General features: G+C 37.6%; 14 protein-coding genes. 2 read left to right on the top strand and 12 right to left on the bottom strand.

All coding sequences use genetic code 11. The features are described 5' to 3' along the window. Positions 1–235: 235 nt before the first annotated feature. The 6 genes from HCB38_RS00560 to HCB38_RS00535 form a co-directional block, all read right to left on the bottom strand. Entirely contained in the window at positions 236–1,741 is a 1,506-nt protein-coding gene (locus HCB38_RS00560) for a MucBP domain-containing protein (protein WP_039177773.1), read from the bottom strand. 56 nt (positions 1,742–1,797) lie between these two features. After that, a complete protein-coding gene (locus HCB38_RS00555) occupies positions 1,798–2,481 on the bottom strand; it encodes a hypothetical protein (protein WP_185317881.1) in 684 nt (227 codons plus the stop codon). Between the two features lie 137 nt (positions 2,482–2,618). After that, entirely contained in the window at positions 2,619–6,650 is a 4,032-nt protein-coding gene (locus HCB38_RS00550; RefSeq protein ID WP_185637987.1) for a MucBP domain-containing protein, read from the bottom strand. Positions 6,651–6,864: 214 nt separating this feature from the next. Continuing rightward, entirely contained in the window at positions 6,865–7,704 is an 840-nt protein-coding gene (locus HCB38_RS00545; protein ID WP_185317880.1) for a helix-turn-helix domain-containing protein, read from the bottom strand. Between the two features lie 155 nt (positions 7,705–7,859). Continuing rightward, on the bottom strand, positions 7,860–8,762 hold the full coding sequence (locus HCB38_RS00540; protein WP_185317879.1) for an XRE/MutR family transcriptional regulator: 903 nt from the start codon (positions 8,760–8,762) through the stop codon (positions 7,860–7,862). 267 nt (positions 8,763–9,029) lie between these two features. Continuing rightward, a complete protein-coding gene (locus HCB38_RS00535) occupies positions 9,030–9,494 on the bottom strand; it encodes a superoxide dismutase (RefSeq protein ID WP_185318982.1) in 465 nt (154 codons plus the stop codon). A 157-nt stretch (positions 9,495–9,651) separates the two neighbouring features. On the opposite strand from HCB38_RS00535, the gene HCB38_RS00530 reads away from it, so the two are divergent. Further along, positions 9,652–10,425 (top strand): endonuclease/exonuclease/phosphatase family protein, encoded by a 774-nt coding sequence (locus HCB38_RS00530; protein ID WP_185317878.1) that lies wholly within the window; start codon positions 9,652–9,654, stop codon positions 10,423–10,425. A gap of 52 nt (positions 10,426–10,477) precedes the next feature. Here HCB38_RS00530 and HCB38_RS00525 read toward each other — a convergent pair whose 3' ends face one another. Together HCB38_RS00525 and HCB38_RS00520 are read right to left on the bottom strand one after the other, a co-directional pair. Continuing rightward, positions 10,478–10,870: a PH domain-containing protein gene (locus tag HCB38_RS00525; RefSeq protein ID WP_185305356.1), complete on the bottom strand. Its 393-nt coding sequence runs from the start codon at positions 10,868–10,870 to the stop codon at positions 10,478–10,480. A gap of 176 nt (positions 10,871–11,046) precedes the next feature. After that, entirely contained in the window at positions 11,047–11,706 is a 660-nt protein-coding gene (locus tag HCB38_RS00520; protein ID WP_185317877.1) for a GAP family protein, read from the bottom strand. A 262-nt stretch (positions 11,707–11,968) separates the two neighbouring features. On the opposite strand from HCB38_RS00520, the gene HCB38_RS00515 reads away from it, so the two are divergent. Next, positions 11,969–13,384 (top strand): glycoside hydrolase family 1 protein, encoded by a 1,416-nt coding sequence (locus HCB38_RS00515; protein WP_185637210.1) that lies wholly within the window; start codon positions 11,969–11,971, stop codon positions 13,382–13,384. Between the two features lie 25 nt (positions 13,385–13,409). Here HCB38_RS00515 and thiE read toward each other — a convergent pair whose 3' ends face one another. The 4 genes from thiE to tenA are packed head-to-tail and all read right to left on the bottom strand — an operon-like array spanning position 13,410 to position 16,327. Beyond that, the gene (thiE, locus tag HCB38_RS00510; RefSeq protein ID WP_185637208.1) at positions 13,410–14,054 is read right to left on the bottom strand and encodes a thiamine phosphate synthase; all 645 of its coding nucleotides are present in this window, start codon (positions 14,052–14,054) and stop codon (positions 13,410–13,412) included. Continuing rightward, positions 14,051–14,854: a bifunctional hydroxymethylpyrimidine kinase/phosphomethylpyrimidine kinase gene (gene thiD / locus HCB38_RS00505; RefSeq protein WP_031644057.1), complete on the bottom strand. Its 804-nt coding sequence runs from the start codon at positions 14,852–14,854 to the stop codon at positions 14,051–14,053. Before thiD ends, thiE begins: the two co-directional genes overlap by 4 nt. Then, the gene (gene thiM / locus HCB38_RS00500; protein ID WP_185637206.1) at positions 14,851–15,660 is read right to left on the bottom strand and encodes a hydroxyethylthiazole kinase; all 810 of its coding nucleotides are present in this window, start codon (positions 15,658–15,660) and stop codon (positions 14,851–14,853) included. The genes thiD and thiM overlap by 4 nt, the downstream gene beginning before the upstream one ends. After that, positions 15,653–16,327, bottom strand: coding sequence for a thiaminase II (gene tenA / locus HCB38_RS00495; protein ID WP_185637204.1), 675 nt, complete (start codon positions 16,325–16,327; stop codon positions 15,653–15,655). The genes thiM and tenA overlap by 8 nt, the downstream gene beginning before the upstream one ends. Positions 16,328–16,400 lie beyond the last annotated feature (73 nt).

The raw sequence follows: 16,400 nt of genomic DNA, 5'->3' as shown, positions 1-16,400 counted from the left end.
ATACAACTATCCTTAGAAGGAATAGTTGTATTTTTATTACTTTCTCCAATTACTTAAATACACATCTCATAATCCAGGGGTTAGTTTATAAGATGGAGGAAGATTATATGTCTAACAGAGTGTTTAGGGGTATGTTAGACACAACATTATTTTATCACTACTAAATAGTTAAAATAAATTTGGTGTTATATAGTACACATCTAATAAAATAGAAACAAATCACTTAAAAATCTTGTTATTTACTAGGTTTATGACACACTTTATTGATGCAAATGGTGGATAAAATCAATAATAATCCAACCATCACATTTAAACTATCTCCATTATCCCCAGTTTTCGGAAGTATTTTCTTTAGTTTTACTTTTGGTGACATGTTTTTATCTTCTTTACTATATTTTTCTGAGAAAGAATCTTTTTTATATACATAATTTACAGTTATATTGTTGGTACCAAAAAAACCATTCTGGTTACGGGGGATAGCTATCAAAGAATAACCTGGAATAGTTACTTTTTTTGTTGAGTACATATCATTTATATTATATTTCCTATTATCTATTACTGAAGCAGAAATTTCCTTCCCTTTTTCATCCTTGAAAGTAGAAGTTAATTGATAATTGTTCGCCTTATAGATGTAATTCACGATAATATTGGATTGCCCAAATTTCCCAGCTTGATTACTTGGGAATGCAACTAGGGAGTACCCAGGAATATTTTTTGGGGAAGCTGAATACACATCATTCGCTTGATACTTCTTGCTACCTACCTTACTCGTAGAAAGTTCCTTCCCTTTTTCATCTTTGTAAGTGGTTATCAATTGATAAGTAATCCCATTATAGGATGGCACTGCTTTCAACGGCTGATGAATCGTTCCACTAAATGTAGCTGTACTAACACCAATCTTTACTTGTTTTTGGAATGTGTACGTAACATCTTTACTATAATGATTCAAACTCCATGTTATATTTTGATTCTGATAAACCCCATTATGGCTAATAGTGGATGGTATAATTAACGCTCCCGTTACATCTTTCACTTTATTTACAATCGTTATTTGCGATTGATAGTTTATTGCATTATTTATCCCTACCTGATTTTCTAGCTCTAACTGTACTATATTCCTTAAATTTCCTAAAGCACTAATATCCTCGATTTGATTATTATACAAAACCAAGGTAGTTAAATTAGTTAAACCTTTCAAAGCACGAACATCACTGATTTGATTGTTATCTGCTGTTAAAGATTCTAGCTTAGATAAACTAACTAATGCGCTAATATCTTTAACTTGGCAATCTGATACATATAAATTAGTTAGGTTCTTTAACTTGGCTAAACTACTAATATCACTAAGTGGGTTAGCATCCAAATAGACATCTGTTAAGTTAACTAATCCACCTAATAAACTAATATCACTTAGGTTATTATCCTCCAAATATACTTGTGTTAGATTGGGTAAATATTCAATACCTTCAAGAGAGCGTATGCCCTCACTAGTTCCTATAATGCTAGTTACTTGATCTAAATCGGCTTGAGAAACCACATCTTGAACATCTGATTTGCCTAAAGCATTTTTCATCACTTCTGCTAGTATTGTATCTGGAAAAATTTGCTTAATAGAAGTTGGATGGTTAATACTTGCCGCTTGAACTTTTATTCCATGATTAGAACTAATCCAGGTAGTAGCAATAATAAATAACATCGCAGTTAATATACTTTTTAAAAAAAGACTTCTTTTCTTATTCATATAGCACGCTCCTTTTTATATAGTTTTATCCTCCAAAGACATAAATCAATACACATCTATTGGACATTAATAAATTTAATTTGTTTATTTTTGTACATTAAAGATTTTGTAATAAAGTCTTCTTTTAGCACTTCAATTACAAATTTCAGTTTCTTATGCGAAGCCCAGTATTCCCAAAAATCGATGAATATGTGTAAATCGATAATATTTTCTTCCATTCGTGCTTGCTGACTCATCGTGTATTTTATTTCATGTAGACACGGGGTAAAAGCAAGGGTTTGTTCCACTGAGCAGCCTTCGATATGTTTAGAAATAATGAATTTCCATTTTTTCAGCATTCTTAGTTTCCCTATAAAAAACGCTTCTTGTTCTTGGATGGAAAAATGTTTTCTAATTACTGGTGTGTCTTCACCGATAAACTCAATCGTTATCCGTTTACTAAAATCTTTTAAATGCTCTAAAAAGAGAATGGTTTCGCGGAAATGCAATTGGGATAATGTTAGTTTGATAATAAAATGTTGATTCCAAAGTTCTTTCACGATTTTTTGGACTTCTTTTTCAAACCATAACATAAATCTTGAATATTCCATCGTGCTTTCTAAACAAATTTGATATGAAAAAACTTCCCCCATTAATAAATTTCTGCGTTTTTTTAGGACTTTTATTTCTTTCTTTTGCACTTGTCTACTCGTTGCATCGTAATGGTTTTGTAAATGGATTTGATACTTTTTCTCTAACAAAGAATCGCCTCTTCCCTTGTGAAATTCTTTACAATAAATATCATACATCTTTTCCAAAATGGGTATTTCTAATGTCGTATACATTATTTAAAACACCACCACAACAATCTGCGGCGGTGTTTTAATCTACGTTATACTTATCTTAATTTTTTACTTCCGACTGCCAAAAATACGCCTAAAATTAAAACGAGTCCTATAAGTCTTAGTAGGTTTAATAGTCCGGCATCGTCATCCCCTGTTTTAGGAAGAGTTTGCTTAACTACTTTGCTTGCAGGTGTTTTTATTGTAAGAATAGTTGGTTTCGCTGGAGTAATAGGTTTTATAATAGCATCTTTTTTATACACATAATTGACTGTTACATCACTTGTTCCAAAAGCACCTATTTGGTTTTTTGGTGCAGCTACTAGGCTATATCCTGGAATTAAGCGAGCTTTCGTTGTATAAGCGTCATGAATATGATAAGTTTTTGCATCAACTGTTGGTAATGCTATTTCGTTGCCTTGTTGATCTTTAAAAGTAGAAGTAAGTTGATAATCATTTGCTTTATACACATAATTTACTTGAATATCACTTGCATTAAAAGTACCCGTTTCGTTCGTTGGTGTTTTTTCTAAAGTGTAACCCGGAATCACGGCTGCTTTCGTTGTGTAAGTGTCATGAATATGGTATTTTTGTGCGTCTATTTCTGCTGCTTTTAATTCGTTTCCTTGAGCATCTTTAAATGTCGAAGTTAGCGTGTAATCATTTGTTTGGTACACGTAATTCACAGTTACATTGTTCGCTCCAAAAGTACCTTGGTCATTCTTAGGTGTTGCAACTAACGTATATCCAGGAATGACTGCTGCAGTTGTTTTGTATGTGTCTTGGATATGATAAGTTTTCGCGTCTACTTTAGGTGCTTGTAGTTCTTTGCCGTTTGCGTCTTTGTAGGTAGTTGTTAACGTATAATCATTTGCTTTATATACGTAATTAACTGTTTCATCACTTGCGCCAAATACACCTTTTTCATTGGCTGGTGTGGTTGTTAATGTGTAACCTGGAATGTTTAGAGCTGTTGCAGTGTAGGGGTCGTTAATATTGTATGTTTTTGTATCAATGGCTAGTGGTTTTAAGTCTTTACCTTGTGTGTCTTTATATGTTGTGATTAATGCATAACCATTCGCTTTATATACATAATTAACTGTTACATTACTGGCACCAAATGTTCCTTTTTTGTTCGATGGTGTTGCCACTAATGTATAGCCCGGAATTGTTACGCCACTAGTCGCATAGCCATCCTTAATAATAAATCCTTTTTTCACGATAGCTGGTTTTAGTTCTGTTCCTTGTACATTTTTGAAAGTGGCAGTTAAGATATATTCATTTGCTTTGTATACATAATTGACTGTCACATTGCTCGTATTAAATGTACCTGTTTGATTTGCTGGTGCTGCCACTAGTGTGTAGCCTGGAATGGTTGCTGCGCTAGTAGAATAGTTATCTTTTGTATGGTAAGTTTTGCTGTCTACAACTGGCGCTTTTAATTCTTTGCCGTTTGCATCTTTGTAGGTCGAAGTTAGCGTGTAATCATCGGCTTTGTATACATAGTTGACTGTCACATTCGCCGCGCCAAATGTACCGGATTGATTCGCTGGTGCTGCGACTAATGTATAACCTGGAATAGTAGCTCCTGTCGTAGTATAAGTGTCTCTAATGTGATATTTTTGACTGTCTATGACTGGCGTTTTTAATTCCTTACCTTGCGCATCTTTATATGTTGAAGTTAGTGTGTAGTCATTGGCTTTGTAGACATAATTCACGGTTACATCACTCGCGCCAAATGTACCTGTTTGATTCGTTGGAGCCGCGACTAATGTATAGCCTGGAATAGCAATATCACTCGTCGTATAACCATCCTGAATATGGTACGTTTTTGTATCTACTTTTGGTAAAGCTAAATCATTCCCTTGTTGATCTTTATACGTCGAAGTTAGTTTATAAGCAACTGCTTGGTACACATAGTTCACTTGGATATCCGTGCTACCAAAAGTGCCTGATTGATTCGCTGGTGTTGCGACTAATGTATAGCCTGGAATGACAGCTGCAGTTGTAGCATAGTTATCTTGAATATGATACGTTTTGCTATCTACAACGGGCGGTTTTAACTCCGTTCCTTGCGCATCTTTATATGTCGAAGTTAATTTTAAGTCTGTTAATTTATACACATAATTAACCGTGACATCGCTCGTATGGAAGGTTCCTGTTTCGTTCGCAGGTGTCGCTACTAGCGTATAACCCGGAATGGTTGCTGCACTTGTAGAATAGTTGTCTTGAATATGATATTTTTTACTATCTACAACGGGTTGTTTTAATTCTTTACCTTGTGCATCTTTGTACGTCGAAGTTAATGTATAATCTTCTGCTTTATAAACATAATCAACCGTAATATCGCTTGTTCCAAAATTACCTTGGTCATTCGCAGGTGTTGTTACTAATGTGTAACCCGGGATCGTTTTGGCAGTTGTTGTATAGGGATCGTTCACGTGATAGGTTTTAGCATCGACATCATCTGGTGCGATTGTCTTCCCTTGTTGATCTTTAAATGTAGAAGTTAATTGATAGCCATTTGCTTGATATACGTAATTAACAGTGATGTTTGACGAACCAAATGTCCCAGTAGCGTTGGTTGGTGTTGCTACTAACGTATAACCTGGGAAAGCTGCGGCTGTTGTTGTATACGTGTCTTGATAATGATACGTTGTCGCATCTACCACTGGTGCTTTTAGTTCTTGACCATTCGTATCTTTGTAAGTGGAAGTAAGTGTATAATCGTCTTTTTTGTATACATAATTAACCGTGACATTCCCAGCTCCAAAAGTTCCGTTCTGATTAGCAGGTGTGGAAACTAAAGAATAGCCCGGAATGGTTGCTGCTGTTGTAGTATAGTTGTCTTGGATATGGTAATCTTTTGTATCCACAACTGGCGCTTTCAGTTCTTGCCCTTGAGCATCTTTGAAAGTAGATGTTAGTTTATAATCATTTGCGCTGTATACATAGTTGACTGTAGCCGGGTTCATGGTGAATGTACCATTTTGATTGGCTGGTGTTGCAACTAAAGTGTAGCCTGGGAAAGTTTTTTGTGTCGTTGTATAAGGATCCCCATCTTTACCATTTAAAATGACAGGTGGCGCAAGTTCTTGCCCTTTTGTATCTTCATGTTTCACTGTAATAGGTCCGCCGTTTAGCGCGGTGATGTTTACTGTAACTTGTGTTCTGGCAAATTTGTTCGATTGCGTGGAAAATTTGCTCTTGATGAAGATGGTCGCTTGACCCGGTGCTGCTGCCACGCCATTGTGGATTAGTGAACTTGAACCATCATCATAATACTCGAATTCGTGTTGCGCGAGTAAAGTTCGTCCAGATGTTAGTGCGAGTTTCGTTTTGTCTGGTGTTAATTGATTAAAATCCGTTCCAACAGGTACATCAATGGTATATCCAGGTGTTGTAGTTAGTTGGTCTTGCTTTTGATAGTTGTTATCGTAAAATTCTAATAGGTTATCCCCATTATTAAACTGGCTTACATAGTTGGCAGGAATATTGGTTACAATCTGGTTCCCTGCAGCCATTAAGTCTAAGTCTCCCCCAGTAGCATTTGTCCAGTTCGTAGTGAAAATTGCGTCTGGAACCTTCACTAAATGGTTGTTTAATATCCCTAAGAATTTCAAATGACTCGCCATATTTGTTATTGTGGCAGGGATTTCTTCTATTGTTCCCCCAGAAACTTGTAATTCTTCTAACTTAGGTAGTTGGAAAGCAATCATTGGAAAGGTGCTTAAATTATTATCATTCAGAACTAAGATTTTTAACTCCTTTAAATTCCCCACTGAGTTAGATACAGAAGATAATGTTCCATTTTTAACTTCTAACGTAGTTAAATGAGTTAACATATCGATATTAGTCGGAATATCACTTGCCCCTGTTACTCGCAAGGCAGTTATAGCTTCTAAATCTGTCTGTGTAATATTCGCTCTCGTCTTACCAGTTTCTTTTTCAATCTCTTTTATAAACGGTTCATTACTATTCATGGTTTGTTCTAACCATGTAGGTGTGCTTGCAGAAACAGCCGTAAAACTAACTGTATTGATAATAACTACAAGCGCAATTAATGCAATAAATATTTTCTTTAAAATAACAATCTTCCTCCTTTTAACGCTAAATTTGCAGTGTCAGTTGGCATTTAGTTCCTTTGCCAAAGCCCCTCCCTTCACTGTCAATGTGGCTTTAAGCCGTCTTCAGTCTATATAATACTATGCGGAGTCTTAAAATTTTCTAATGTCGCATATATACTACTCAAAAAAAGAAAGCTAAAAAGATTGGTTCTTTTTAGCTTTCTTTAAATTATTTTTATATCGTTGCTTTTAAACTAAATTGTCGATACATTGCTTCATACTTTAACGCTTTATTCTCATAACCTAACACTCGTAAAATAGCTATCGCCTGCTTGATTTTTTCGCCTTCTCCCCGCTCTATAATTCCATGATAATACATGCAGAGAATTTTAAAATAAGCACCCTCACAATCATCGCTAATCTTTTTTAAACTTCTTATCATCAGCTCCATATGCTCGATTTCATTTCTCTCTATAAAATCATCTATAATACTAGCAAGCGCTGTTTGTAAAATCCTTCTTCCTCGTTCAAAATGATGATACCTTTCCAGCGTATTTAATAATTTATAATAAAATGGCACCCGACTTTTCAAAGACAAGTATGGCATCATCCGCGTAAATAAAAATATATCCTCTAACGTCCAAAAAACGGCTTCAATCAGGTAGTTCTCCAAAATCCGAACCACTTTTTTATCCATAACTTGTTTGCCTTTTATATGGTTTAATTCAAGTTTTATCGCCGCGCTTTTTACTTGATTGATTTTTCCTTCTTCCGACGATATTTTTTGATAAAGTGATTTCCAAGTAGCAATTTCATCCGTTTTACACGCCCGCTCGTAGGCTTCCCAAAAATCCTCTTTCTCAGGCAACTCCTCTTGATGATACATGAAGAAAAACTCTTCCATACTTACCATTAGCTTTGTTACTATTTTCTCTAGTAAAATGCTTGATATTGCATGGGTTCCCTTTTCAAATTCAATTGCATAAGATTTACTAATAACCCCTGTGTACACTTCTTTTTGGGAAATTTTTTTAGACTGCCTTATTTGCCGAATCAGCTCACCGTAACTTACCACCCAAAGACCTCCTCTTGGCTCATTTCTTGCCTTTATTTTACCCCCCTTTAATTTCTTCCTCTAAATAGTGCTATATATAGTACATAAATATTTCTCTACAAAAAAACACTAAAACGGCTTGTTTTAGTGTTTTTAAATAGAAAATCTTAGGCAAATTAATCTCTTATTTTGATATTTTCTTTTTCTAAAAATTGTTTTAATACCACACTATACAAATCTGCTATTGCCTCATAGCGCAGTTCTTTCCAAGTTTGAATTGCTCTTTTTGCTTGATGATAGCCCTTTTCCACTTCGCCTTCTTTCATCCAAATAGCCCCTTGATAATAATTCCCTACGATTCGATAAAAAGCACTGTTAAAACTAGCATTAGTTTCAGATGCTTCTTTTAATTTTTCAAGCACTAGATTCGCATAATCGATTTTATTCTGTATAAGCAGTTCATCTACCATATTAGCAAACAAATGACAAAACAGCAGTCTTCCCCTGTCATAAAAACGATACTTTTCATATGCTTTCAACATGATCTGATAAAAGTGAATTTGTACTTCTTCCTCAAAAAAAGCTACACTGTTCGCAAAAATACGAATCTCTTCTAAAGTCCACGTCTGCATTTTCCAAAGATAGTCATGGATAATTTTTTTATATTCATCAGAAATATTCGATTCATCAAACACATTCGTACGCAAATAATGATTAATAGTTTGAATTCTCGTATGAAGTATCGCTTTTCTAACTTCTGTCTGCTCCGTTCGCTCTAAAGTTATTTTATCGAGCAACGCCTGCATCCCTACCACATCATTTTCACCTGATAACGCGACAAAATCAATCCAAAAACTGTCATCCTCTGTCGAAGAAAAGTCTCTATAAATAAAGAAAAACTCATCTAAAGGAACCATAACCCGCTTTAAAATTTCTTCAAATAAACTTAAAGTAATCTCGTGTTTTCCTTTTTCAAATCCGATTGCATAAGACCTAGATATAATTCCTGTGTATACCTCTTTTTGAGTCAAACCTTTAGATAACCGTATTTCCCGAATCAATTCGCCATATGAACCCATATGATATCCCCCTAATTAAGTTCTTCCATTTCAAAAAGTCGGAATGCAGTATCTATGCCTATGCTTTAATTTCTCTACTCCAAACAATTTAGTAATAATTGTTCTTAAAATATATACCCTAAACACTAGTATTTTAATTCTTTTAAAGGCGAAAAGCTACTTACAATATCGTCATCTTCCTTTTGTAAGTATTAATAGCACAAAAAAAGAATGTCATTTTTCACATTCTCTTTAAAAATATGGTTCTGAATTGTTTATTAGTCTTTTTTATTTCACTTCATAATTAGCACGTTTTAAAAGCTCCACTTTTTTTGTATCAGGATTATTTTCTTGATATTGCACGGCCGTTAATTCGTGAATTCCTCTTTTTAATTCTGCTTTACTTAATTGAATTTGAAAGGAAAGTTCGCCGCCACCTTGTTCCATTTGGACGATGTAGCCATCAATATAAATATAGGTCAAACTCACCGTACTTAATTCTTTCATATGAACTTCCAATTTTTCTACAGATTCCACCTCTTCATAAACACAAGGTAGGTCATCTTGACGTGAAATCCCATCCGTTGCAAGAAGTTCTATCCATCCTTTTTTCGTATCAGTTGGAGGGAAATGTTGTTTTTCCTTTTTAGCCGGCACACCCGAAATATCTCCATTACCACTGTCCTCGCAAGCTGATAATGCCACTAATACTATCAATAGTAATAATATGAGCAACCATCGACTTTTTCGCAACATAGTGACACTCCCTTTCTACAACAATACAATGGTTTTATTTTTCCGAAAAAAATGTAGAATATATACTACATAAAACCCAAATCAGTGAAACGTTTTCATAAATATGCTAAACTCTCTTTGTAAAACATTCCAAAGAAAAGAAGGATGTGGAATCATGTTCAGTGTAACTACTTTTAACATTCGTTTTGATGATACTTCTGAGCAAAAAAAAAGCTGGGAATTGCGTAAAACACTAACAAAATCATTACTTGATAAGTATCAATGGGATTTCATGGGAGTGGAGGAACCCCTTCTGCTACAAATGCGCGACATGAAAGAAATGCAGGATTGGGATTATTTTGGTGTAGGACGAGATGATGGTTTTGAAAAAGGAGAATTTACTGCTGTTTTTTATAATTCTAATCGTTTTACATTGTTGCGAGAAGGTCATTTTTGGCTGTCCGAAACGCCTGATATTCCTTCCATCCATTCAACAGCAATGTTCCCACGAATTTGTGTTTGGGGGAAACTAGAAGATACAAGGGATGGAAAACAGTTCTATATCTTTAACACACATTTGGATCATATCTCTGAAGAAGCCCGGTTATTTGCAAGCCAACTTTTACTACAAAAAGCCGCACTGATTGCAGAAGATTTACCAGTGATTTTACTTGGAGATTTCAATACCGAACCCGCAACACCTACCTATGACTTCATTACAAAAAAATACCAAGACGCTCAATTAATCTCCCAAAATACGGCTAAAGGACCAATCGGCAGTTTTCATGACTTCTATCCTACCCGTCCTGAAAATGAGCTGAAAAAAATTGACTATATCTTTGTCTCTAACGAATTCCAGGTATGTACTTACGAAACAATCGCGGATGAAATGGGTGGATTCTCTGCTTCTGATCATTTTCCAGTTACAGCTAACTTAAAATGGAAATAATAAAAGAGAAGGCAAGTTGTAGTGCTGCCTTCTCTTTTTAGTATTTTAAATTTTATAACATTCCTTTAACCATTTTATAAAGTGCGAATCCCATTTCTGTATCATTTTTATGCACTTTTAATGTGATTGGAGCTGAAAAAGATGTGTTTTGTGTTACTACTGTGTTACCATCCACACCAATTTTCAAGTCAAAGTCACGGTCTAAAGTTCCAGCTGTCTCAATAGAAACATACTTTAGAGCCTTACGCGGGAAAAATTTATACTCTACTTTTTTTCCTGTTAACCCTTGGGCATCGACATTAAAAATTCCTTTTGAAGTAATAATTAATTCATCTCTTACAAACTTGAAAATTTGAATGATTTGTTCATCTTCTTCTAAAAAACGGTCAATTCCATAAGAAGACTCCGTAACAACTGAAGCTTTTCCCATTAACTTGTCAAACATGAAACCCATCCTTTTTGTAGTTTTATTCTTACCCAACAATAAATGAATAAGTAAAGTTATACTAGCATAAAACGTTTTCATAGTCTATGGATATTGTGTGAACCCTCACATTCAGAACCGCATCCTAAATAAAAAGAGGCTACTAATTCCTAGAAACAAGTAACCTCTTCTATAATCTAAAACGCCTTACTAATCACGCTCAAACCAATAAACAAGAAAAGTACAGCCATAATCACTGAATTGTTTTGAATAAGCCATTTACGCGTATTATCTAATGTCTTGTTAAGTCTACTTCCAGCCAGTAAGAAAGCAATAGTTGGGATATAAATTGAACAACAAGCAATAATTCCAAAAATAATTGTTGCTGACGTCTCTTGTCCACCACTTAAATTCAGTGCTCCAACACTTACTCCAGCCGTAAGAGAAAGTAACATATTCTTAGGATTCACCGCAGATAATAAGAAAGCAAAAATCATCGCACCACCTGGTTTAATATTACTCATTTTTTCAAACCATTTTGGTGTTGCAGCTTTTTCTCCATTTTTCGGACGTTTGGTAAAATCATGCGCCCCGAGCAAAATAAGTAAAGCTCCTAACACAATAAGTACCACTTTGACTATTGTTGATTGATCTCCCGATGAACTGACAGCTGAACTCATTAAAAATAATCCAATAAAAAAAATAGCTATATTTCCAATAATCCATCCAACCGTATAAAAAATACTGTTAATCCGTGCTTTGTTGCTCAGTAAAATCAAAATAAGCCCTACAATCGGAAACGGGCTTATTAAAATACCCACTGCTGGTGATAAAATAGCTGAAAAAGCTGAACCCACACTAACTCCCCCTTTGTACATTTTTCCGCACCTTGGTGTTCAATCTATCTTTTTCCCTCTTATCACCTTTTACAAACCACTATTTGTTTCCGTTGACTATCCTAGTTATTTTTGCTATATTTTAACTATAAATCGGAATGTTACCGACGAAAGCCGGGCATAACCAAATATTTTTCTAAGTACAATGTTTCTCTACATTTATTTAGAAAAGTATTTGGTTTTTTTTATAGATACTTTAAAATGTAGAAAAGGAGTTTTTAACATGCATACAAATACAGGATTTCCAGCCGACTTTTTATGGGGTGGAGCTGCTGCCGCAAACCAATTCGAAGGCGCTTACAACGTCGATGGAAAAGGACTTTCCGTTCAAGATGTTACTCCAAAAGGCGGATTCGGTCATATTACTGACGGTCCAACACCAGATAACTTAAAACTAGAAGGAATCGACTTCTATCATCGCTACAAAGATGACGTGAAACTTTTTGCTGAAATGGGCTTCAAGGTTTTCCGTACTTCCATCGCTTGGTCCCGTATCTTCCCAAATGGTGATGAAACTGAGCCAAACGAAGCAGGACTACAATTTTACGATGATTTATTCGATGAACTTCTAGCACATAATATCGAACCACTGATTACTTTATCTCATTATGAAACACCACTTCACTTATCGAAAACTTACGACGGCTGGGTAAATAGAAAAATGATTGACTTCTATGAAAACTATGTCCGCACCGTATTTAATCGCTACAAAGGCAAAGTAAAATATTGGCTCACTTTCAATGAAATCAACTCAATCTTACACGCACCATTCATGAGTGGCGGTATTTCTACAAGCCCAGATAAATTATCACAAAAAGACCTATACCAAGCGGTCCATCACGAACTTGTGGCGAGCGCGCTGGCTACAAAAATTGGTCACGAAATCATGCCAGAAGCTCAAATCGGTTGTATGGTTCTAGCAATGCCAACTTATCCGCTTACTTCCAACCCAGATGATATTATCGCTGTTATGGAAGCTGAGCGCAAAAACTATTTCTTCTCTGATGTCCACGTTCGCGGTGCTTATCCTGGCTACATGAAACGCTATTTCCGAGAAAATAATATTGAATTAGACGTAACTGAAGAAGACCTAGAAATCCTTAAAAACACAGTAGATTTCATTTCCTTCAGCTATTACATGAGCACAACTGAAACAGCTGACGAGTCGAAACGCAAAGCTGGCGCAGGAAACATCCTAGGCGGCGTACAAAACCCTTACCTAGAAGCATCCGAATGGGGTTGGCAAATTGATCCTAAAGGCTTACGCGTTGTCCTAAACGAATTCTGGGATAGATACCAAAAACCACTTTTCATCGTAGAAAACGGTCTTGGTGCTATCGATCAACTTGAAAAGGACGAAAACGGCAACTATACCATGAATGACGACTATCGAATTAATTATTTAAGCGCTCATTTATCGCAAGTGAAAGAAGCGATTAAAGACGGCGTTGAGCTGATGGGTTACACTTCATGGGGCTGTATTGACCTTGTTAGTGCCTCCACTGCTGAAATGAAGAAACGTTACGGCTTTATCTATGTTGATCGTAACAACGACGGCACAGGTTCGCTGAATCGTTATAAGAAGAAAAGTTTTGATTGGTACAAGAACGTTATTGCTACCAATGGTGAAGATTTATAAAAATGAGAAACCCAGGTTTGCCCTCTTAAAAGGGGTAACCTGGGTTTTTTAATTGCTTGATAACGGAGGGACAATCTTCCGACCGAGTTATCGCAGAAATAACCGATACCCCGTCCGCACCTGCTGTAAGAACCTCAGCTGAATTTGTTTGATTGATTCCACCAATCCCGACAATTGGTAGCTTAATTCCAGCCCGGCGAATTTCTTCCAAAATTGTCGTTCCACTCACTGGCTCTGCATCCGCTTTTGAAATCGTGGGGAAAATGGGGCCTACGCCGATATAATCCACCGAGCCAAGTCGTTCTGCTTCCGCTGCTTCACTAACCGAATGAACGGAAAGTCCGATTTTCATTTTTCCATCACAACTCGCGATAACTTGGCGAATTTCCTCGTCATTTTGCCCGACATGGATGCCGTCCGCGCCGATTTCGAGGGCTAGGGCGACATCATCGTTAATAATGAAGGGCACTTGATATTTTGCGCATAATTGTTGGCATTCTAGCGCCATTTCTTTTCTTCCGGAGACAGTTTGGAGTGCGCCTGCTCCTTTTTCGCGATATTGGAAACACGTAATTCCGCCTTTTAGCGCTTCTTCTAGCACGCTTGGCAATGTTCCACGGACAATGTCTTGCGTTCCAGCGATAAAATATACAGCTAGTTCAGCTCTCATTTCCCATCCTCCAATCGGTAAGCAAAATGGTTGGTTGGACCATGACCGTGACCAATTCCAAGCGGATATTTAATCGCACTTGTGATAAATTCTTTCGCAACTATGACACTATCCAAAAGCGAATTCCCTTTCGCAAGTTCAGCTGCAATACATGCCGAAAAAGTGCAACCAGTCCCGTGCGTATGCGGCGTATCAAAGCGCTCGCTCGTCAGCCATTTTGTCGTTTCTCCATCATAGTAAAAATCAGCCGCCTCACTCATTTCGCTATGCCCACCTTTAATAACAACCGCTTTTACACCTAAATCAAAAATTTTCTTAGCAGCTTGTTCGATTTCCGCCTTGGTTGTGATTTTTTCTCCAAGAATTTCTTCCGCTTCTGGAATATTCGGCGTAATAATCGTACCAAGTGGCAAAAGCTCGTCTTTCAACACTTGTGTCGCCTCATTTTCAAGCAAAGCAGTGCCACCTTTTGCAATCATCACGGGATCAATGACGATATTTGGGAAGTTGTGCAAACGTATATTCCGCGCCACTTCTCGGATAATTTCTGCATCCGCAAGCATTCCAGTTTTCACGGCGCTCACTTGGAAATCCTCTGCAATCGCGTCGCACTGTTCGCGAATCATTTCTACCGGGATTTTATGCACTGCTTTTACACCTAGCGTGTTTTGTGCCGTGATTGCCGTGATGACGGACATGCCAAAGGTTTTGCGCTCTTGAAATGTCTTGATGTCCGCTTGTATCCCTGCGCCACCACCAGAATCTGAACCAGCTATCGTTAACACTTGTTTGAAAATCATTTGTGCTCACCACTTTCTTGGATTTTGGCTTTGGCACGCGTTTTTTCGACCGACCAACTAGCAAGAGCATCTAAAAATAGTGGTCGAAACGATCCTGGAAGTTTTCTTTCTAACTCGATTTCCGCGTACTCAGAAGCCACCGCATAACTCGCGCACGCTTCGACACTAGCTCGAAAAACATCTTCCTGAACGGCGATAAAACTGCCACAAACCGCACTGAGCAAACAACCAGAACCAGTAATTCTTGGAAGTAGCGCGCTACCATTAGCCACTTTTGCAAAGCGCGTTCCGTCTGAAATCACATCTACTTCGCCGCTAATAATAACAACCGTGCTCCATTCATTTGCTGCTTTTCCAGCAATAGTCAGCACATCCGCCGAGCCAACGCCCGCATCCACGCCTTTCGCTTCCCATGCTTCCCCAGCAATCGCCGCAAGTTCCCCCGCATTTCCGCGAATCGCCGCGAACTGAATTTCTGCCAACAATTCCTGTACCACTTTACGTCGGTATGAAGTCGCGCCAACACCGACCGGATCAAGCACAACCGGCTTTCCAGCAACATTCGCCGCACGCCCAGCAATTTTCATCGCTGTAACAAGCTCCCCGTCTAGCGTCCCAATATTAATCACGAGCACATCCGCCATTTTCGCAAGTTCATCCATTTCCTCTTTCGCAGAAGCCATAATCGGTGACGCACCAATCGCAAGCAAGCCGTTCGCCGAGTCATTCGCGACCACGATATTCGTAATATTATGTACCAACGGCCCTTTTTCTTGCACCTTTTCCAACGTCATAAAATCAAACATAATTCACACTCCCACGCCAATTTTGTTTTTTATAAGCCATATCAAAAAACGCCCATTCCATTTCCACACTAATGTGAAAAGCCTGCTTCATGAGGGCCAGTTCCCGCGCATCCGCCATACTCGCCGCCTGTTCCACCAACCGCTTCTGCTGCAACACCACTTTTTGATAATTTTCATCCACATAACTATCCAACAACTCTTGATAAAATGGCTCCGAACTCCGCGCCCCTTCGTACATTTTCCCCATATCAGCATAAAGCGCATAACACGGCAAAAGCGCCGCAATTGTCACCCCAAAACTGCCAAAATCCGCCATCCGGTACAGGTGAGAAGTATAATGATAAGCAGTTGGCGCTGGTTTTCGCACGGAAAAATCGCGCTCCGTTAGCCCAACCCGCGGATAAAACTGTTCGCGCATCAACAATTCCGACTGCTGAAGCCGCACCTGTACTTCCCTCATTTCCGCAGCAATTTCCGCCGTCCCCGCCTGCTCTACACTTTTCTCAATCACCTTCTCAAAATGCGACAAATAATAATCATCCTGGAGCAGATAATAATAAAACGCCTTCTTTTCAAGCGTCCCATCCGCCAAGCTCCGCACAAAAGGATGCCGCAACGTTTCCTGCCATAAATCCTCTACTTCTTCTTGAAAATCGTGAACAAACACTTAAACTCCTCCTTTTTGCACAATAAAAAAAGCGCCCACTGTCTCTTAGCATAAGCAAAGAAACAGTAGCCGC

This window comes from Listeria farberi (assembly GCF_014229295.1).
Taxonomy (GTDB): domain Bacteria; phylum Bacillota; class Bacilli; order Lactobacillales; family Listeriaceae; genus Listeria; species Listeria farberi.
This window is presented reverse-complemented; position numbering and strand designations above follow the sequence as displayed.